17 protein-coding genes are annotated in these 19,123 nt (G+C 73.7%); 8 read left to right on the top strand and 9 right to left on the bottom strand.

All coding sequences use genetic code 11. The features are described from left to right. Positions 1 to 44: 44 nt before the first annotated feature. Together ACR68M_RS31390 and ACR68M_RS31385 are read right to left on the bottom strand one after the other, a co-directional pair. Entirely contained in the window at positions 45 to 1,652 is a 1,608-nt protein-coding gene (locus ACR68M_RS31390; RefSeq protein ID WP_441247536.1) for an amidohydrolase, read from the bottom strand. A 50-nt stretch (positions 1,653 to 1,702) separates the two neighbouring features. Next, entirely contained in the window at positions 1,703 to 2,149 is a 447-nt protein-coding gene (locus ACR68M_RS31385) for an Lrp/AsnC family transcriptional regulator (protein ID WP_441247535.1), read from the bottom strand. Between the two features lie 225 nt (positions 2,150 to 2,374). Here ACR68M_RS31385 and ACR68M_RS31380 point away from each other — a divergent pair, with 225 nt between their 5' ends. Continuing rightward, on the top strand, positions 2,375 to 2,752 hold the full coding sequence (locus ACR68M_RS31380) for a hypothetical protein (protein ID WP_441247534.1): 378 nt from the start codon (positions 2,375 to 2,377) through the stop codon (positions 2,750 to 2,752). Positions 2,753 to 2,884: 132 nt separating this feature from the next. Here ACR68M_RS31380 and ACR68M_RS31375 read toward each other — a convergent pair whose 3' ends face one another. Continuing rightward, complete coding sequence (locus ACR68M_RS31375; RefSeq protein ID WP_441247533.1) at positions 2,885 to 4,048, bottom strand: acyl-CoA dehydrogenase family protein; 1,164 nt, start codon at positions 4,046 to 4,048, stop codon at positions 2,885 to 2,887. A 203-nt stretch (positions 4,049 to 4,251) separates the two neighbouring features. Between ACR68M_RS31375 and ACR68M_RS31370 the strand changes: the two genes are divergently transcribed. The 4 genes from ACR68M_RS31370 to trxA all read left to right on the top strand — a co-directional run bounded on the left by ACR68M_RS31370 (position 4,252) and on the right by trxA (position 7,914). Continuing rightward, a complete protein-coding gene (locus tag ACR68M_RS31370; RefSeq protein WP_441247532.1) occupies positions 4,252 to 4,821 on the top strand; it encodes a uridine kinase family protein in 570 nt (189 codons plus the stop codon). Positions 4,822 to 5,225: 404 nt separating this feature from the next. Beyond that, the gene (locus ACR68M_RS31365; RefSeq protein WP_441251762.1) at positions 5,226 to 7,061 is read left to right on the top strand and encodes an AAA family ATPase; all 1,836 of its coding nucleotides are present in this window, start codon (positions 5,226 to 5,228) and stop codon (positions 7,059 to 7,061) included. A gap of 87 nt (positions 7,062 to 7,148) precedes the next feature. Continuing rightward, the gene (locus ACR68M_RS31360; RefSeq protein ID WP_441247531.1) at positions 7,149 to 7,574 is read left to right on the top strand and encodes a MerR family transcriptional regulator; all 426 of its coding nucleotides are present in this window, start codon (positions 7,149 to 7,151) and stop codon (positions 7,572 to 7,574) included. Positions 7,575 to 7,581: 7 nt separating this feature from the next. Further along, complete coding sequence (gene trxA, locus ACR68M_RS31355) at positions 7,582 to 7,914, top strand: thioredoxin (protein WP_441247530.1); 333 nt, start codon at positions 7,582 to 7,584, stop codon at positions 7,912 to 7,914. Positions 7,915 to 7,935: 21 nt separating this feature from the next. On the opposite strand, the gene ACR68M_RS31350 is transcribed toward trxA, so the two are convergent. The 4 genes from ACR68M_RS31350 to ACR68M_RS31335 form a co-directional block, all read right to left on the bottom strand. Next, positions 7,936 to 8,985: a hemolysin family protein gene (locus ACR68M_RS31350; RefSeq protein WP_441247529.1), complete on the bottom strand. Its 1,050-nt coding sequence runs from the start codon at positions 8,983 to 8,985 to the stop codon at positions 7,936 to 7,938. Further along, entirely contained in the window at positions 8,982 to 10,328 is a 1,347-nt protein-coding gene (locus ACR68M_RS31345; protein WP_441247528.1) for a hemolysin family protein, read from the bottom strand. Before ACR68M_RS31345 ends, ACR68M_RS31350 begins: the two co-directional genes overlap by 4 nt. 126 nt (positions 10,329 to 10,454) lie before the next feature. Next, entirely contained in the window at positions 10,455 to 12,713 is a 2,259-nt protein-coding gene (locus ACR68M_RS31340; RefSeq protein WP_441247527.1) for a terpene synthase family protein, read from the bottom strand. Positions 12,714 to 12,729: 16 nt separating this feature from the next. Then, positions 12,730 to 14,127: a family 2B encapsulin nanocompartment shell protein gene (locus tag ACR68M_RS31335; RefSeq protein WP_441247526.1), complete on the bottom strand. Its 1,398-nt coding sequence runs from the start codon at positions 14,125 to 14,127 to the stop codon at positions 12,730 to 12,732. A 202-nt stretch (positions 14,128 to 14,329) separates the two neighbouring features. Between ACR68M_RS31335 and ACR68M_RS31330 the strand changes: the two genes are divergently transcribed. Further along, a complete protein-coding gene (locus ACR68M_RS31330) occupies positions 14,330 to 15,418 on the top strand; it encodes a hypothetical protein (protein ID WP_441247525.1) in 1,089 nt (362 codons plus the stop codon). A gap of 97 nt (positions 15,419 to 15,515) precedes the next feature. Next, positions 15,516 to 15,866, top strand: coding sequence for a peptidase inhibitor family I36 protein (locus ACR68M_RS31325; protein ID WP_441247524.1), 351 nt, complete (start codon positions 15,516 to 15,518; stop codon positions 15,864 to 15,866). A 30-nt stretch (positions 15,867 to 15,896) separates the two neighbouring features. Here ACR68M_RS31325 and ACR68M_RS31320 read toward each other — a convergent pair whose 3' ends face one another. Both ACR68M_RS31320 and ACR68M_RS31315 read right to left on the bottom strand, forming a co-directional pair. Beyond that, on the bottom strand, positions 15,897 to 16,256 hold the full coding sequence (locus tag ACR68M_RS31320) for a hypothetical protein (protein WP_441247523.1): 360 nt from the start codon (positions 16,254 to 16,256) through the stop codon (positions 15,897 to 15,899). Between the two features lie 168 nt (positions 16,257 to 16,424). Continuing rightward, positions 16,425 to 17,750 carry a hypothetical protein gene (locus ACR68M_RS31315; RefSeq protein WP_441247522.1) on the bottom strand — a complete coding sequence of 442 codons (1,326 nt, stop codon included), beginning with the start codon at positions 17,748 to 17,750 and terminating at the stop codon, positions 16,425 to 16,427. 243 nt (positions 17,751 to 17,993) lie between these two features. On the opposite strand from ACR68M_RS31315, the gene ACR68M_RS31310 reads away from it, so the two are divergent. Continuing rightward, positions 17,994 to 19,079, top strand: a complete 1,086-nt coding sequence (locus ACR68M_RS31310) for a polyprenyl synthetase family protein (protein ID WP_441247521.1) — start codon at positions 17,994 to 17,996, stop codon at positions 19,077 to 19,079. Positions 19,080 to 19,123 lie beyond the last annotated feature (44 nt).

The raw sequence follows: 19,123 nt of genomic DNA, 5'->3' as shown, positions 1-19,123 counted from the left end.
GGTACCCCGACTGATCGCGGCAACGGAAAGAGGGGCGTGCGAAGTCAGGCCTGGTGGACGGTGCGGCCCCGGACGACGGTGCGCAGGCAGGTGGGCAGGGGGTGGCCCGGGGTCAGGTCGGGCAGGCCGGGGGTGCCCGAGCGGGGGTCGGTCGACCAGCCGGCCACCCGGGAGTCGGGGGCCTGGACGACCAGCTCGTCGGCCGCCCAGACGGCGTAGCTGGCGACGGCGCCCGGGACGAGCACGCCGTCCTGGTCGCGGCCGAGGGCGCGCCAGCCGCCCCGGGTGTGGGCGGCGAAGGCGGCCCGGACGGAGATCCGGTGCTCCAGCGTCCGGTGGAACGCGGCGGCGCGGACGGTGCCCCAGGGGTCGAGCGGGGTCACGGGCGCGTCGGAGCCGAAGGCCAGCGGCACCCCGGCCCGGAGCATCGCGGCGAACGGGTTGAGCCCAGCCGCGCGCTCGGCACCCAGGCGCTGGGCGTACATGCCGTCCGGGCCGCCCCAGGCGGCGTCGAAGGCGGGCTGGACGGAGGCGGTCAGGCCCAGCTCGGCGAAGGCGGCGACGGCCTTGTCGTCCAGCGCCTCGGCGTGCTCGACCCGGTGGCGCAGCGCCCTGACCCGGGCGATCCCGAGCCGGTCGGCGGCGAGCCGGACGCCCTCGACGACGGCGCTCAGCGCGGCGTCGCCGATCGCGTGGAAGCCCGCCTGGAGGCCCGCCTCGGTGCAGGCCGCGACGTGGTCGGCGACCTGCTGGGCCGTCAGGTAGGCGGCGCCGGTGTGTGCGGCGTCCTCGTACGGGGTGTGCAGGCAGGCGGTGTGCGAGCCGAGCGCGCCGTCGACGAAGAGGTCGCCGCCCGCGCCGACAGCACCCAGGCGGCGGGCGGTCTCGACGCCACCGGCTTCGGCGAGCTGGCCCCAGTAGCCGAACACCTCCGGCCCGTCGGTCTCGGCCGCCAGCGCGAGCAGCTCGGCGAGGTCCTGCTCGGAGGAGATCTCCGGCCCGGCACACTCGTGCAGCGCGGCGATGCCGAGCTCGCCGGCGCGGGTCAGGGTGGCCAGCTGGGCGGCGCGGCGCTGCTCCGGCCTCAGATGGGCCAGGGCGGTGCGGCGGACGGCGTGGTGGGCGTCCCGGGTGAGGGGGCCGCTCGGGTGGTGGCCGGGCAGCCCGGCGAGGCCGCCGGTGAGCTCGCGCAGCGCCGTGGAGGCGAGCGCGGAGTGCACGTCCGTGCGGGAGAGGTAGAGCGGTGCGCCGTTCGCGGCCGCGTCCAGCTCCTCCAGCGTCGGCGGGCGCTGCTCGGGCCAGCGGGTCTCGTCCCAGCCGTGGCCGATCAGCACGCCGCCGTTGTGGCCGGCGTACCCCGCGATCCGCCCCAGGGCCTGGCTCAGCGAGCGGCAGTCGGTGAGGTCGAGCCCGGTGAGCGCCAGGCCCGTCGAGGTGGCGTGCACATGGGCGTCGACGAAGGCGGGCGTGACCAGCGCACCGGCCAGCTCGACCACCTCGTCGGCGCTCGCCGCGTACGACTCGGCGGCGCCGTCGCTGCCGACCCAGGCGATCTGCTCTCCCTCCACCAGCATCGCGGTGGCGAACGGGTCGGCGGGGCTGTGGACGTTGCCACCGCGGAGGAGGACGGTACGGCTGGTGCGTTCGGTCATGCCGCTAAGCCTAAAGTCTGTCCCGGCGCCCGAATCTCAGCCGTGGCGTTTCAGCTCTGGAGCCTCGGCGGCCGGGCCTCGTACGGGGTGGAGAGCACGACGGTGGTGCGGGTGGAGACCCCGGCGGCGCTGCGGATGCGGGCGAGCAGGTCCTCCAGGTCGCCCGGGGCGGAGACCCGGACCTTGAGGATGTAGTTCTCCTCGCCCGCGACGCTGTGGCAGGCCTCGATCTCCGGGAGCGGGGCGAGGCGCTCGGGGGTGTCGTCGGGCGAGCTCGGGTCGAAGGGTTTGACCGAGATGAACGCGGTCAGCGCCAGGTCGACGGCGTCGGGGTCGATGATGGCGGTGTACCCGCGGATCACCCCGCGCTGCTCCAGGCGCCGCACCCGCTGGTGCACCGCCGAGGTGGACAGGCCGGTGGCCTTGCCCAGGTCCGTGTAGCTCATCCGGCCGTCTTCCAGCAGTAGCTGGACGATGCGCTGATCGAGGTCCTCCATGACGGGCAAACCTACTGCCCCGCAGACCCTGCCGGTGACCACCCCGGCCGGAGCGCTCTCTGTCACATCCGGCGTGCGCCCGGGGCATGTGCCGGTGGAATGTGGCCAAGGACACACCGGATGCATCGGAGTACGGCCGGGCGCAGGGTTATGACGGTCCGTCGGAGGGAAGTGCTGCATTTGGCTGTATCCGGAGCGGGTGCGGCCCGATCCGAGGGGGATCACATGCCTGCCACTGACCAGCGCGCCCGCGGCGCGGAGGACGAACGCCTCGACACCGCGGACGGGGGCGCCGAGGCCCAGTACCCCGGCGTCGACCCGGGCGAGATGGACACCTGGGAGATCGTCCGGGTGCACTGCCCCACCTGCGACCGGCCGATCGCCCTGATCGGCGACGAGGAGCGGCTCCCGCAGCACGCGGCCGTGCCGACCGCCTGGCACCCCTTCTCCGCCGCCCTCTGCCCGGGGTCGGGCGTCAACGCCGACGACCTCGCGGAGTGCGACTCCCCCGCCCACCCGGGCGACCCCGAGGCACTGCTCGTGCTGCCGGTGGCACTTGACTGGCGCACCCAGCCGTTCTCGCACGCGGAGCTCTGCCGCTAGGGCCGCCCGGCCAGGAGCGACCCGGCAACGCCGAAGGGGCGCGGGGAACTGCGCGACATCGGGAGGCGACAGCTCGCACTCTTCCGACTCGCGCAGTTCCTCGCGCCCCTTCGGCGCGCGTGAGCGCGGGCCTTACTTGCCGGAGAGGTGACGGCCGATCACGAGGCGCTGGATCTGGTTGGTGCCCTCGACGATCTGGAGCACCTTGGCCTCGCGCATGTAGCGCTCGGCCGGGTAGTCCTGGGTGTAGCCGTAGCCGCCGAGCACCTGGACTGCGTCGGTGGTGACCCGCATCGCCGCGTCGGTGCAGAAGAGCTTGGCCATCGCCGCCTCCTTGGAGAAGGCGAGCCCGGCATCACGGCGGCGGGCGGCGGCCAGGTAGAGGGAGCGCCCGGCCTCGATCTGGGTGGCCATGTCGGCGAGCATGAAGGACAGGCCCTGGAAGTCGGCGATCGGGCGGCCGAACTGCTGCCGGGTCCCCGCGTAGTCGACCGCCAGGTCGAGTGCGGCCTGGGCGACGCCGACGGCGCAGGCGGCGATCCCGAGCCGGCCCGAGTCGAGGGCGGAGAGGGCGATCTGGAAGCCCTGGCCCTCCTCGCCGATCAGGCGCTCCCGGTCGACCCGGACGCCGTCGAAGTGCAGCTGTGCGGTCGGCGAGCTGGTCATGCCCATCTTGTGCTCCGGCGGCGCCGCCGAGAAGCCCGTCGCCCCGGCCGGGACGAGCAGGCAGCTGATGCCGCGCGAGCCGTCGTCGCTGGTGCGCACCATCGAGCTGTAGAAGTCGGCGTGCCCGCCGTGGGTGATCCACGCCTTGGTGCCGCTGACGACGTACTCGTCGCCGTCCAGCTCGGCCCGGGTCCGCAGGGCCGCCGCGTCGGAGCCGGACTGCGGCTCGGAGAGGCAGTACGCGCCGAGCTGCTCGCCGCTCAGCATGCCGGGCAGCCAGCGGTCCCGCTGCTCGTCGCTGCCGAAGCTGGCGAGGGCGTGGCAGGAGAGGGTGTGCACGCTCACGCCGAGGCCGACGGCCAGCCAGCCGGCCGCCAGCTCCTCCAGCACCTGGAGGTACACCTCGTACGGCTGCTCGCCGCCGCCGTACTGCTCGCCGTAGGGGAGCGAGAGCAGACCGGCCTCGCCGATGGTGCGGAAGACCTCACGGGGGAAGCGCCCGGCCGCCTCGTCCTCGGCGGCGTGCGGCAGGAGCTCGCGCTGGACGAGGTCGCGGGTGAGCGCGAGCAGCTCACGGGCCTCATCACTGGGCAGCTGACGGTCGACGGGCTTGGCGGGGGCGGGGCTCATGAGGGCAGGGGCCTCCTCGATCGGGCGCCGCGCCCCGGGGTGGGCAGACGCGGCACGGCAGAATCGCCCGACCGGCACCGGGTTGCGGTGAACGGCCGTTCACAGGCGTGGCGGATGCGAGTATGCCCGATCCCGGCCGCCCCGTCACTGCCTCGCCCCGGACCAGGCCAGGTCAACGACCTGGTCGGGCCTAGAGTGAGGCCATGATCGACCGGTACCTGGCGTTGGCGGCCCAGCTGCGGGCCCTGCCGCCGTCCTGCGGCCCCGTACGGCTGGTCGCCGTGGACGGGCACGCCGGGTCGGGGAAGACGACGTTCGCCGGGCGGCTGGCCGCCGAGCTGGGTGGTGCGCCGGTCGTCCACCTGGACGACCTGGCGACGCACGCGGAGCCGTTCGGCTGGGTCGACCGGCTGCGGACGCAGGTGCTGGAGCCGCTGGCGGGCGGTGTCGAGGCCCGGCACGAGGTCTACGACTGGACGCTCGGGCGGTTCGCGGGCGAGCGGCGGCTGATACCGGCCGCCGGGGTGGTGCTGGTCGAGGGCGTCGGCGCCGGGCGGCGTGCGGTGCGGCCCTGGCTGGCCCGGCTGATCTGGATGGAGCTGCCCGCACCCGAGGCGCGGGCCCGTGGCGAGCTGCGGGACGGGCCGGAGCTGGCCGAGTTCTGGGCGGGCTGGGCGGCGGCCGAGCAGGAGCACTTCCGCGCCGACCCGAGCCGGGGCCGGGCGGACCTGCTGGTGGATGGCCGAACGGGCAGCATACTGCCGACCTCTTGACCAGCCGGGCCGCCGGAAATATGTTCTCCCCGTGGCGAGAATTTGTTGATCTCGCAACATCAGTCGCGGCGCCTTCGACTCCTTCCCCCGTGGGTCGAAGGCGCCGCACTGCGTCCGCCCCACGGCCCCGCCGACTCCACTCGGGGCCAACCGCCCGGCGCCCGTTCCGTTTTGGGCTTGCACGGCACCCTTCCGGATCAGCCTCGCGCCGGTACGATTCGGGTGGGGTCAGACAGGCCCCAGCAGGCGCGGATGCGTCTCGGGGGCGTCACCAGTGACGGGTCCGGCACTGGCCACGCCCGGTATCGGCCCTCGAAACACACACCGGGGGGCGTGAGTTGACTGTGGAGAGTTCCGTCGAGTCCGGGGCGAACAGACTCGCCGACCGGGCCTGGCTGCGCGCGATGGATGCCTACGCCGCAGGCGCGTACGCGCGCGCCGAGGAGGAGTTCCGGGCAGCCGTACTGCTCGACCCGGGGATGGCCGACGCCTGGCTCGGCCTGCACGCACTGCGCTGCGACACCTCGGGCGCCCTGCTGGCGATGCACCGCCACCGGGACCGTTTCGGCGAGCAGCGGTCCCGGCACCGACGACCGCTCAGTTCCTGGTACTGGCTGGGCTGGTGGGTGCAGCCCGTCCTGGAGGACGCCAGGGATCTCACCCTGGCGCACGCCTCGCACTGGCTGGACGGCCGCCACCTCACCGAGCTGGACCGCGCCCTCGCCGAGTGCCCGGCGGTCGACCAGGACGCCTGCGTGCGCTTCCTGCACGCCTGCCGCTCCTACCTGTTGAAGGACTGGGAGCAGCTCATCCGGGACACCGACCGGCTGCTCGACGACCCGCTGCTGGGCATCGAGGCGGGCCTGTTCGGCGGCATGGCCCGCGTCCGGCTGGACATGTGCACCCAGGCGCAGCGGCCGCTCGCCGCCTCGCTGGCCCGCTGCCGCTCGGAGCAGCCGCAGCGCAAGGAGCTGCGCTACTGGCTCGCCCGCTCGTACGAGGGCGCCGGGCGCAGCGCCGCCGCACTGCCGCTCTACCGGGCGGTGCACCGGGCCGATCCGGCCTTCATGGACACCGCGGCCCGGCTGGCGGCGATCTCCACCGAGGACGGGCTCGCCGACGGGCTGCTGCCGGACGATGAGCCGGTCGAACTGCTGCTCCCGGAGGGGGACTTCGAGCCGGGGTACGGCGTCGAGGAGGAGCGCGCCGAGCCGGGGTACGACACCCCGACGGGCCCGGCCGACTCGGCGGCGCCCAGGGCCGCGCCCGAGCGGTCGGGGGCCGGGCAGGCGCCGGCCTCGCCCGGGGCGGCGCTGCGGGCTGCCGGGCTCCCGGCGGCGGCCACGGCGCAGGCGGGCGGGACGGAGGGGCGGGAGCGCAGCAGCCAGGGGCTGGAGGCGGCGCTGTCGGCGCTGGAGCAGATGGTCGGGCTCGACCCGGTCAAGCGGCAGGTCCGGGCGCTGTCGGCGCAGTTGCGGATGTCCCGGCTGCGGGCCGACCAGGGCCTGCCCGTCCAGCCGCCGAAACGTCACTTCGTCTTCTCCGGGCCCTCCGGGACGGGCAAGACCACCGTCGCCCGCATCCTCGGGCAGGTCTTCCACGCCCTCGGGCTGCTCTCCGGCGACCACCTGGTGGAGGCCCAGCGGGCGGACCTCGTCGGCGAGTTCCTCGGCCAGACGGCGGTGAAGGCCAACGAGCTGATCGACTCCGCGCTGGACGGCGTGCTCTTCATCGACGAGGCGTACAGCCTCTCCAACTCCGGCTACAGCAAGGGCGACGCGTACGGCGACGAGGCCCTCCAGGTGCTGCTGAAGCGGGCCGAGGACAACCGGGACCGGCTGGTGGTGATCCTGGCCGGCTACCCGGAGGGGATGAACCGACTGCTGGCCACCAACCCCGGGCTGAACTCCCGCTTCACCACCCGGGTCGACTTCCCCAGCTACCGCCCCACCGAGCTCACCGCCATCGGCCACACCCTGGCCTCCGGCGGCGGCGACGACTGGGACGCCGACGCGGCGGAGGAGCTGGCCAGCATCACCGCCCACGTGGTCGGCGAGGGCTGGATAGACGATCTCGGCAACGCCCGTTTCATCCGCACCCTGTACGAGAAGTCCTGCGCCTACCGCGATCTCCGGCTCTCCACCCTGCGGGAGCTCCCCACCCGGGAGGACCTGGCGACCCTGCGGCTGCCGGATCTCGTCCAGGCATACGGGGAGCTGATCGACGGGCGCGCGGTCTGAGGCTGCACCGATCCGCTGGCCTTGACGTCGGCGTCAAGGTCTAACGTCGTTCCCGGCGGTGCGAACGGGCACCTGGAGGGACGGGTCATGCGGATCGGTGAGCTGGCGGAGCGGGCGGGGACGACGACCCGGACGCTGCGGTACTACGAGCAGTTGGGGCTGCTGCCCGCCCGGCGGGCGGGCAACGGCTACCGGGCGTACGGCGAGGAGGACCTGCGGCTGCTGCGGCAGATCCGGTCCCTCCAGGACTTCGGGTTCGGCCTGGAGGAGACCCGGCCGTTCGTGGAGTGCCTCCAGGCGGGGCACCCCGAGGGTGACTCCTGCCCGGCCTCGCTGGACGTCTACCGGAGCAAGCTCACGGAGCTGGACGAGTGCATCGCCCGGCTCCAGGAGGTGCGCGCCCAGGTCTCGGCCCAGCTGGACCGGGCCCGGATCGAACGGACGGCCGAGGCCGCACCGCCGCCGCGCTGCGAACTGTCGCGCGGCTCGACTGTCGGACAGGAAGCGGGGTAGGGGAACGATGGTGCAGATCACAGGTGTGGCAGCGGTGACGGACGAGACCTTCGCGACGGAGGTGCTGGCGGCCGCCGGGCCGGTGCTGGTGGAGTTCACCGCCGACTGGTGCCCGCCGTGCCGGATGATGGCGCCGGTGCTGGCGGACGTAGCCCGCGAGGAGGCGCACCGGCTGACGGTGGTGCAGCTGGACGTGGACCGCAACCCGGAGACCCAGGCCGCCTACGGGGTGCTCTCGATGCCGACGATGATCGTCTTCCGGGACGGCGAGCCGGTGAAGTCGGTGGTCGGCGCCCGTGCGAAGGCCCGCCTGCTGCGGGACTTCGCCGACGTGCTGTGACCCCCTCCACCGCGCCCCGCGTCAGTTCGCGGCCGGGGCCGCGCGGTGGTCCGGGTCGTGCATCTCGCCGACCAGCTCCTCCAGGACGTCCTCCAGGGTGACCACGCCCAGCTGCCGGCCGGCCGGGTCGGTGACGACCGCGAGGTGGGAGGCGGCGCGGCGCATCGCGGCGAGGGCGTCGTCGAGCGGGAGACCGGCCCGCAGGACGGTGACGGGCCGCCAGAGGCGGGCGGGGACGGGCGCGTCCGGGTCGTCCGCCTCCAGGGTGTCCTTGACGTGCAGGTAGCCGAGGACGGTGCTGTCGGGGCCGAGCAGCGGGAAGCGGGAGAAGCCGGTGCGGACGGCCAGCTGCTCGATGTCCCGGGCGGTGGCGGTGCGGTCGACGGTGACCAGCCGGCCCGGTTCGAGCAGCACGTCGGTGACCGGGCGGTGGCCGAGCTCGAGGGCGTCCTCCAGCCGCTCCTGGCGGCCGTCGTCGAGCAGCCCGGCCTCGTTCGAGTCCGTGAGCAGGTGGAGCAGCTGCTCGGTGGTGAAGACCGACTCGACCTCGTCCTTGGGTTCGACGCCGAAGCGCCTCAGCACGCCGTTGGCGAAGGCGTTCAGCGCCCGGATGACGGGCGCCAGCACCCGGGCCAACCGGGCCAGCGGGGGGCCCAGCCAGAGGGCGGCCTTCTCGGGGCCGGCCAGCGCGATGTTCTTCGGGACCATCTCGCCGATCACCATGTGCAGGTAGACGACCAGCGCGAGCGCCAGCGCGTACCCGAGCGGGTGGATCAGGCTCTCCGGCAGGCCGACGGCCTGGAAGGGGCCCTCCAGCAGGTGGGCGATGGTCGGCTCGGCGAGCGCGCCGAGCAGCAGCGAGCAGACGGTGATGCCGAGCTGGGCGGCGGCGAGCAGCGCGGAGACGTTGGAGAGCGCGTCGAGCACCGTCCTGGCCCGGCGGTTGCCCGCCTCGGCGAGCGGCTCGATCTGGCTGCGCCGTACCGAGATCACCGCGAACTCCGCGCCGACGAAGAAGCCGTTGCCGAGCAGGAGGAGCAGCGAGGCGGCGAGCTGGAACGCGGCGGTCATCGGGTCTCGTCCTGGTCGTGCGCGGCGGAGCGCTCGGGGTGGGGGTCGCGCTGGATGCGGACCCGGCTGGTGCGGTGGCGTTCGACGGCGAGCACGGTGAAGTGCCAGCCCGGCACGTCGGCCTGCTCGCCGGGGGCGGGGAGCTTGCCGAGCAGGTCGGCGAGCAGCCCGGCCAGCGTCTCGTAGGGGCCGTCGGGAGCGTGCAGGCCGATGGTCTCCAGCTGGTCGACGCGGGTGCGGCCGTCGGCCTCCCAGGTGGGGTGACCGTCGACGGGGGGCAGCGGGCGCAGCTCGGGCAGGTCGGCGGGGTCGTGCTCGTCCTGCACCTCGCCGACGATCTCCTCGACGATGTCCTCCAGCGTGACGACCCCGGCGGTGCCGCCGTACTCGTCGACCACGATGGCCATCGGCTGCTCGCTGCGCAGCCGGTCGAGGAGGCGCTCGGCGGGGAGGGTCTCGGGGACGAGCAGCGGGGCTGCGCTGATCTCGGAGACGCGGACCGCGGTGCGGCGCTCGGCGGGGACGGCGAGGGCGTCCTTGAGGGTGACGGTGCCGGTGACCTCGTCGAGGCTGTGCGCGTAGACGGGGAAGCGGGAGAGGCCGGTCGCGCGGGTGAGGTTGAGGACGTCGGCCGCGCTGGCGTCGCGCTGGAGGGCGGCGACGTCGACCCGGGGGGTCATCACGCTCTCGGCGGTCAGCTCACCGAGCCCGAGCGTGCGGACGAAGAGCGTCGCGGACTCCTCGTCTATCGCCCCGGCCCTGGCGGAGTGCCGGGCGAGCGAGACGAGTTCGGCGGGGGTTCGGGCGTGGCCGAGCTCCTCGGTGGGCTCCATACCGAGGGCCCGCACCAGGCGGTCGGCGCTGCCGTTGAGGAAGGTGATCAGCGGGCGGCAGGCTGCGGAGAAGGCACGCTGCGGGCCGACCACGGCGCGGGCGACCTGGAGCGGACGGGAGATCGCCCAGTTCTTCGGGACGAGCTCGCCGATCACCATCTGGAGCACGGTGGCGAGCGTCATGCCGACGGCGACGGCCAGGCCGGTCGCGGCGGAGGCGGGCACCCCGAGGCCGGTGAAGACCGGGGAGAGCAGCACCGAGAGGGCCGGCTCGGCGAGCATGCCGACCACCAGCGAGGTGACGGTGATGCCGAGCTGGGCGCCGGAGAGCTGGAAGGAGAGCTTGCGCAGTGCCTTGCCGACACTGGCCGCCTTGCGGTCCCCGGCGGCTGCGGCGCGCCGGACGGCGCCGCGCTCGACGGTCACGAGGGCGAATTCGGCGGCCACGAAGAGGCCGTTGGCGAGGATGAGCAGCAGGGCCGCGAGCAGCAGGAGCCAGGCGGTGGTCACTGGGCCGCCTGCCTTCCGGTACGGGCAAGGGAGACGGCGCTGGTACTACCGGACGGATCGTCCATCGAGGGGAGGTGTCACTCCTCTAATCGCGGGCGGGCAGGGCCGGGGGCCTTTGCCCCGGCTTTACCAGCCTAGACGATAGACGTACGAGTCCGGAGCAGCCGTTCGACGTGTCACCTCCGGGCGGGCACCTCCGGGCACTCGGCCCGGCTGCGGCAGGCCGGGCCCGGCGCGGCCGCCGGGGTAGCGCAGGCGCAGCTCGTCCTCCCGGTAGCGGCCGACGTCGTGGTGCCACTTCCAGATGCCGGTCATCCAGTTCTGCAGCATCTCGGCGTACTCCCGCAGGCTGTCGCAGACCTCCGGGGCGAGATCCGCGCAGAGCACCGGCAGTTCGACGGCCCGGATGTGCTCGAACTGCTTCATCCGCGAGGTGACCAGGTCGTTGACGACGCTGACGGCATGCTCCTTGTCGGTGTCGAAGAAGCTCCGCACCACGGTGACCATGTTGTGCAGCTCGCCCTCGAACTCGGTCTCCTTCTGGTAGGAGTAAAGGTCGTTCATCAGCATCGAGTAGTCCATCGCGCTGGCCTCCAGCGACTTCACCGTCGAGCTCCGGAAGACCTCGGGCGGCACCCTGGCGCCCTGGGCGATCTGGGCCAGCGCCGTGGTCATGTCGGCCCCGAAGCTCTTCCGGCGCATCTCCAGGTAGTCGACCGGGTCGGGGACGCGGCGGGCGACGGAGTTGCCGAACTCCCACCACCAGCTCTCGACCAGCTGGTCGCAGGCCCAGCGGAACTTCGCCCGGTCGGCCCGGCTCAGGTGGGCCGTGGTCCGCCGCCAGAGGTCCGCGATGCCCTTCTCGGACGCGCCGACCGGCGCCTCGCCGGGGCTGCCGCCGAGCGGAGCACCTCCCGGCAGGTCGACCGGCATGAAGAGCTTCATCCGGTCGATGAAGCGCTTCATGCCGACGGCGTCGCCCCGCGCCGCGAAGGTCGGCGCGTAGTCGTCCACGTAGGTGCCCCAGGTCAGCCAGCCGGTGCTGAGATCCAGCTGCTCCTGGGTGGCGGCCGGGTCCAGACCGGCCGAGCAGAGTGCGAAGTCGAAGGTCCGCAGGGCGTGTTCGGTCCAGAAGCCGTCGTCGACGGCGGGCCCGGGGGTGAGCATCCCCATCCGGTGGCACCAGCCTATGATCTCCTCGCGTGACTGCTCCAGGTGCCGGTTGGTGCGCGCCGGGTACGGCAGGTAGAAGTCCGGCAGCCTGGTCGGGCCCACCTTCTCGTACGGCTCGAAGCGGTACGAGCGCTCCCTCGGCCCGCCGCGCCGGGTCAGCTCGCGCAGGATGCTCGCCGCCGCCGTCCCGAAGCCGGTGGCGCCGGGCGGCGCCCAGGCGTCGGCGGGGCCCTTCATGTACCGGCTGGAGCGCAGGTGCCACTCGTGGCCGCCGCTCTGCCAGTCCGTCAGGCCCTGCGCGTAGGCCAGCACCCGGGCGCGGGCGAGCGGGTCGAGGGCGTACTCCTCGAAGAGCGGCGGGAGTTCGGTGACGGCGGTGTGCTCGAACTGCTGGAGGCGGGAGGTCAGCAGGTCGTTGACGGTGTCGGCGGCGCGCTGGGTGTCGTAGTCGAAGAAGGTCTCCAGCACCAGGACGCCGTTGCTGAGCTCACCCTCGTCCAGCACCTCGCGCTGGTAGCTGAAGAGGTCGTTGCGCAGGTGCACACCGTCCGAGAAGGTCTCCTTCAGCACCCGCAGCGGCCGCAACCGGGCGACTTCGGGCGGGAGTTCGCTGCCGAGCGAGTACTCGACCAGATCCGCCGACCAGGGCGCGCCGCCGACCTTGCGGCGCATCTCGATGTACTCCACCGGGTTGGCCACCCGGCCGGCGTCGATGTTGTGCAGCTCCCACATCGACTCCTGGAGCAGGTTGGACGTCGACTCGTGGAACCGCTCGCGCCAGTGCCGGGACATCTGCGGCGCCGTCCGCTGCCAGAGGTCCGCGAGGCCGGCCTCGACGGGGTTGGCCGGCTCGGGCGGCCGCGAGCCGTCCAGTGGCATGAAGAGCTGCAGCCGCGCCAGGTACGCCTTCGCGCCCTCGATGTCGCCGGTGCGCTTGTAGAACTCCAGGAAGTGGTCGTCGAAGAAGAACACCCACACGTACCAGTCGGTGACGGTCTCCAGCGCCTCCGGGCTCGCGTCGGGGTGCGTGTAGGCGCACATCAGCGGGTAGTCGTGGCCGTCCAGATCGGCCTCGCTCCAGACGCCGGAGCCCTCCAGCATGCCCATGCTGCGGGCCCACGGGGTGGTGTGCGCGCGAGCCCTGGCGAGAGCAGGGTTGAGCCGGGCCTGGTACGGCATGTAGAAGTCCGGCAGTACGAAGGGCTGCTGCATGGGCCCGGCTCCCGTCTCAGGCCTCGGAGGCGTGCGAGATGCCGACGTTCTCCAGGATGCCGATCGCGTCCGGCACCAGGATCGCCGCCGAGTAGTAGGCGCTCACCAGGTAGGAGATCACCGCCTGGTCGTTGATCCCCATGAAGCGGACGTTCATGCCGGGCAGGTACTCGTCCGGCAGGCCGGTCTGGTGCAGGCCCACCACGCCCTCGTTGTCCTCCCCCGTGCGGAGCACGATGACCGAGCTGGTGCACTCCTTGGAGATCGGGATCTTGTCGCACGGGAAGACCGGCACCCCGCGCCAGGAGACGATCTTGTGGCCCTGCACGTCCAGCGGCTCCGGGTAGACCCCGCGCTTCGTGCACTCCCGGCCGAAGGCGGCGATGGTGCGCGGGTGGGCGAGGAAGAACTGCGAGCCCCGGCGGCGGCAGAGCAGCTCGTCGAAGTCGTCCGGTGTCGGCGGGCCGCTGTAGGGGTGGATGCGCTGGTCGTAGTCGGCGTTGTGGAGCAGCCCGAAATCCCGGTTGTTGATCAGCTCGTGCTCCTGGCGCTCCTTCAACGCCTCCATGGTGAGCCGGAGTTGCTGTTCGGTCTGGTTCATCGGGTGGTTGTAGAGATCCGCCACCCGGGAGTGGATGCGCAGCACCGTCTGGGCGACGGAGAGCTCGTACTCGCGCGGGTCCAGCTCGTAGTCGACGTACGTGCCGGGGAGTTGGTGCTCGCCGCTGTGGCCGGCCGCCAGCTTGATCTCGGCGGTGCCGCGCCGCTCGGCGTCCAGGTACTGCTCGATGTGCGCCTGGAGGGCTTCATTGCGGGCCACCACCTGGTCGAACCGGGCCCTGGTGAGGGTCATCAGCACGCACGGCACCTCCGCCCGGGTGGTCTCCCGCCAGACGCTCTCCGGCGAGACCTCGTGGCCGAAGTGGTCACCGTCGGAGAGCATGCCGAGCGCCGTCATCTCGCCGTACTGGCCGAGCCCCAGGCGCTGCACCCGGCCGTGCGCGATCAGGAAGATCCGGTCCACCGGCGTGCCCGCACGGGCGATCACCTCGCCCGTGTCGAACTCCACCTGGTCGAAGAGCCCGGCGAGTTCGTCCAGCAACGCGTCGTCACCGAAGTCGCGCAGCAGCCCCAGCCCGCGCAAGCCCTGCGGGATCACCCGGACCTGCGAGCCGGTCTTCACGAAGCCGATCCGGTCGTCGCCGTCGCTGTAGGAGAGCTTGCGGTTCACCCGGTAGGTGCCGCCCGAGATCTGCACCCACGGCAGCATCCGGAGCAGCCACCGGGCGGTGATGCCCTGCATCTGCGGCGGGGTCTTGGTGGTCGTCGCGAGATTCCGGGCAACGGCCGTGCTCAGGCTCTGCTGCTGGGGGGTGGCCGGGGTCGTCTCTGCGGACATCGCCTCTACGGACATGGGTCGGATCCCCTCTGTCGTGCCGGGTGGTGCGAGTGGCCTTCGGGGCAGGCCGGGAGCGAGTCCAAGTCTTTCGTGGGCGTCGGATGCCGTCGACTCCCGGCCTCGGACGGTGTGTTGAAAGCCGTCCGGCGTTGAACGCCGTAGCCTGTGCACGGGCTCCGGCACGGAGTCGTCGCTCTCACCCGGCCGGAGCCACCGCGTGAAACGCACGTGCAGGACGGACACCTGGCAGGCCGTCCACCCGGCGGGGCCCGGCGAGATCCTGGTCGCCACCGAGTACCGGCACCCCGCGCGCGGCCAGGTCTCCTGCCCTGCCTGGGAGTTGCTCGCCGGGAGCATCACCAGGCGCGGCTTCGCCGCCCGCCGGGTGGACGGCAGCTGGGCTGCCACCCCCGGCACGGGGGTGCCGAAACCGGCCGGGCCGGTCGAGGTGCACGCGGTGTCCTTCGAGTTGCGCGACGGCCGGTTGCTCGGCCTCGCGGCCGCGGCCGCCCCCGGACCAGCTGCGGCGGCAGCCCGCGCGGCCGTCGCCGAGTGGACCGCGGTGCTGCGCACCCGGCGGTTGGTGACCGGCGGCGACCCGCTCTGCGCGGGCGAACGCGGCGCGCGCGCAGGCGGACCGGCCGCTGGGGTGTCGGCCGCTGGGGGGCCGGCCGCCACCTGCCCGCTCGCGGTGGCCTTCCGGGCCGAGGTGCGGTCGCTCGCCGGGCAGGGCCTGCACGTCCTGCTGGTCGGCCGCGCCGGGCACGCCGCTGTGACGGCCCTGCGCGGAGTCGCCGACGGCGCCGTGACCTTGGTCGAGGACGCGGCCCAGGCCCGGACGGTGCCGGTGCCCGACCCCGCCCGGGTCGCCGTCGCGCTCCAACCAGGCCTGCCGGTCGAGGAGTCCGAGCTGGTCGCCGAGCGACTGCGGGCCCGCTTCGGCCACGTCGTCCCGCAGCACCCCGAGACGTACTGCTACGCCGCCGGCGACCGCCGGGCCGACCTGCATCAGCTCGCCCACTCCTGCCAACTCCTGCTCGTGGTGAGCCCCGAGGACGACCCGGACACCGCCCACGCCCTCGCCCTGGCGGACGGCCCGGCCGTCGTACGCCGCGTCTCCACCGCCGCCGACCTTGCCCCGCACTGGCTCGCGGGCGTCGCCAGCATCGGGCTGACCAGGACGGCCCGCTCCCCCGAGGACGCGGTCACCCGGCTGCTCCCGGCCCTCGCGGGCCTCGGCCCGACGGCCGTCGTCACGACTCGGGCCGGTCGCACGTCACGGCTCGAACCGACCTCGATCGGGTGAAACTCGGTGGTGTCGCTGGCCAGTTGGGAGGCCCGGCCGGGACGATGTCCGTGCGTACGCGAAACGTACGGCAGCCCCGCCGACCCCGGAGTACTCCATGAAGCTGCGTTCCTGGTCCCTCGCCGCCGCCCTCTCCCTCACCGCCCTGCTGCTCCCCGCCACCAACGCGGCCGCCGACAACCCGCCACCCTGCAACGGCGGCTCGATCTGCTTCTACAGCGAGGAGGGCTTCTCCGGCGAAAGCTGGGAGTGGCCGTCCGGCGCCGGCTACCGGGACATGCCGTCCGGCCTGCACGACCACGTCGGCTCGTTCGTCGCCAACACCCGGGCCTGCTTCATCAACTGGGACCCGGTGGAGAAGCGGGACGTCGTCAGCGGCGACTGGCGCTCGCAGTACCTCGACGACTTCGGTGGCCGTATCGACGGCGTGGGCCCCGGCGGCTGCTGACGGCAGCCGCTGCTTCGGTGCCGGCGCCGGCTACCCGCACTCCGGCGCCGGCATCGCCTCCAGGTGCCGCCGGTAGGGCGCCGTCACCGGAGTGCTCAGGAACCACCCGGCGAAGAGGGCGGCGGGTGTGCCGAGAACGGCCAGGGCGAACCACCCGGCGCTGTCCGAGACGACCCCCAGGGTCAGCGTCTCGGCGAGAAAGACCCCGGCCGCCGCAACACCGGCCGGCACGCTCCGCTGCGCACCGCGAGCCCGTACGGTCGGCGGCGACAGAGCCAGCGCGGCTCCCATCGCCGCACCGGGCAGGAGCCCTCCGGCCATCCCCCAGGCGACGAGCGCCGCAGCCCGGCTCGGAGAGTCGATCCCCACCACCACGACCACGAAGTACACAGCAGCGAGCGCCGGAACGGCACCTGCCAGTACCCCCAGCGCAACACCCCGCGCCACAACTCTGGATCGAACTCCCACATTTCCCCCTCATCCGGAACCACGACGATAACCCAGCTTCGTTCGGGGCCGGAGGACCGCCCGCTACCCGAGGCCGTCACCCGACCCCGGTCACCGCACCAGCAGGCCCGGCGAGCCGGTGGCACGCCGCAGCAGGCGTCGCGCCACCGGCTCGCGCTGGTAGCTGCGCAGGCTGGACCGGAGGCGGCGCAGGCACTCGTCGGCACGCACCGAGCGGACGTACGGGTGGTCGTCGAGGAAGGCGTCCCACGCCACGCAGGCGAGCTCCAGGTGCCCCTGGCGGAGTTGGAGCTCGGCGAGGCGGGCGGTGGTCAGCACCCGGGCCCGGCGTTCGCCGGGCGGGCGGTGGCGCAGCGAGGCTGCGAGGGCTCCGCAGGCGCCCGGGAGATCGCCCGCCGCCGCGAGCACCTCGGCCTGCTGGTGGGCCAGCGCCGCCTCGTGGTACCCGCCGAGCACCGGGCCGGCGGAGCGGTTCCGCTCCAGCAGCCGCTGCGCCCGGGACAGCTCCGCCAGCGCCGCCCTCCGCTCGCCCACGGCCGCCAGCGCGACCGCCAGCTGGCCGCTGACGAAGGCCGCCGACTCGGCCGGCGCCGTGCCGACACCCCGGGCGGCGGCCTGCGCGAACTGGAGCGACTGCTGCCGGTTGCCCAGGTAGTACGCCTGCACGCTCATCTGGCGCTGGATCACCGCCAGCCGCGCCGGGTCCTCCGCCGCCAGCTCGGCCGCCGTCCGGTAGTACGCCTGGGCGGCGCCGTGCAGTTGGGCGTCGAAGCACATGAACCCGGCCAGGTAGGCGAGATCGGCCGCCGTCTCCCGCAGCCGGCGCCCGACGGCGAGCGAGGCCGGCGCCGCGAGCTGGGCGGCGATGTCGGTGGCGAGGTAGGCGCTCAGCACGGGCCGGAGTTCGGCGCCGCCGAAGGTGTCGTCGGCGGCCGCGAACAGCCCCGCCATCAGCCGGGCGGAGCGCACGTGTGCGGCGGAGGTCCTGGCCGGGGTGGCCCGGCCGCGCGGCACGGCAGCCGACGGCTCGGCGGCCGTGCCCGGCTCCGCCACCGAGGAGTAGGCGAGCAGCCGGAGCGTCCGCGCGCCCACCAGCGAGGCGGTGCCCAGGTGTTGGAGCCGCTCGTGGGCCGCGCGCTCCGCCCACGGGTCGGCCGGGCGGCCGGCCAGCCCGGCGGCCTCCGGGGTGATCTCGCGGCCGAGCGCCCGGCCGAGCACCCGGCAGATGATCTCGGTGACCTGCGGCCGGGGCCGGGAGCCGCCGAGCCAGTGCGCGACGGCCGTCCGGTCGTAGCGCAGGGCCAGCGCGCAGCGGGCGCCCTCGGAGTTGACGGCGCGGGCGAGCTGCTGGCCCGTCCACGCCGTCTCGTCGAGCAGTGCACGGAGCTGGGAGTTAGGGGTCCTGGTATCGGTCACCGTGAACTCCGTCGTGGCGAGGAGCAGCGGAACTGGGAGCAGGGCGGGCAGGGGTCGGTGCCAGGGGGAGTTTCAACGCCTCCGGGGATTCAACAGCCGCCTGGCCAGGACGGGTTATGCAGCGCCACCCGCGAAGGGCGTACTGGAACTGTGGACGCCCGGTAATCACCGTGGCAAGAGTTTCCAGGCGCGTACCCAGTGGCGTGCGCCCCCGAGTGTTGACCGGGTGAAAGGGGCAAGGGCATGGCGGTCACCGCGTCCGAGCACGGCGAACGCAGGACGGGGCTGCTCCTGGAGGAGGCGCGCGGGGTCGTCGACGCCCTCCTGCGCCGGGCCTTCCGGGAGCTGCCCCCCACCATGCGACTGGTCTGCGGGTACCAGCTCGGCTGGTGGGAGGCGGACGGCCGGGAGGCGGCCGGGGCCTCCGGCAAGGCGCTGCGCCCGGCGCTCGCGCTGGCCGCCGCCGAGGCGGCGGGTGCGCACCGGAGCGCGGCCGTCCCGGCCGGGGCCGTGGTCGAACTGGTGCACAACTTCTCGCTGTTGCACGACGACGTGCTGGACCGCGACGAGACGCGCCGGCACCGCGCCACCGGCTGGAAGGCCTTCGGCACGCCCGCCGCCATCCTCGCGGGCGACGCGATGCTGGCGCTGGCCCCGCAGCTGCTCGCCTCCCCCGGGTACGGCTACCGGCACCCCGGCCCGGCGCTGGCGGAGTCCCTCCGGCGGCTCGGCCTCGCCGTGGCCGAACTGTGCGAGGCCCAGCAGCTGGACTGCGCCTTCGAGACCCGGACGGACGTCGGGCTCGCCGAGTGCCTGGCCATGGCGGAGGGCAAGACCGGCGCGCTGCTCGGGCTCTCCTGTGCGCTCGGCGCACTCGCGGCGGGCGCCCCGCCCGGGGTGGTGCGCACCATGGACTCTTTCGGCAGGCAGCTCGGCCTGGTCTTCCAGCTGACCGACGACCTGCTCGGCATCTGGGGCGATCCGAAGGTGACGGGCAAACCGGTGGGGGCGGATCTGCTGGCCCGGAAGAAGTCGCTGCCGGTGGTCGCCGCACTCGGCTCCGACTGCGCCGCCGCCCGCGAGCTGCGGGCCCGCTACGCCTCGGCGGGCCCGCTCACCGACGCCGAACTGGCCCGTACCGCCGAGCTGGTGGAGCTGGCCGGCGGCCGCAGCTGGGCCGTCGAGCAGGCCCGGCGCTGCACCGCCTCGGCCCTCGCCCTGCTCGACCCCGTCGGCCCAGGACCGGCACCACCCGCGACCGTCGGCGCGCTCCCCGACAGCTCGGCCCTGCGCACCCTCGCCGCTTCGATCGCCCGGAGGACACTTTGACCACCCCCGCCGAGCCCGGTCCGGCGCGGCCGTCCGAGCCCCGT

The organism is Kitasatospora sp. McL0602 (genome assembly GCF_052076145.1).
Classification (GTDB): Bacteria; Actinomycetota; Actinomycetes; order Streptomycetales; family Streptomycetaceae; genus Kitasatospora.
This window is presented reverse-complemented; position numbering and strand designations above follow the sequence as displayed.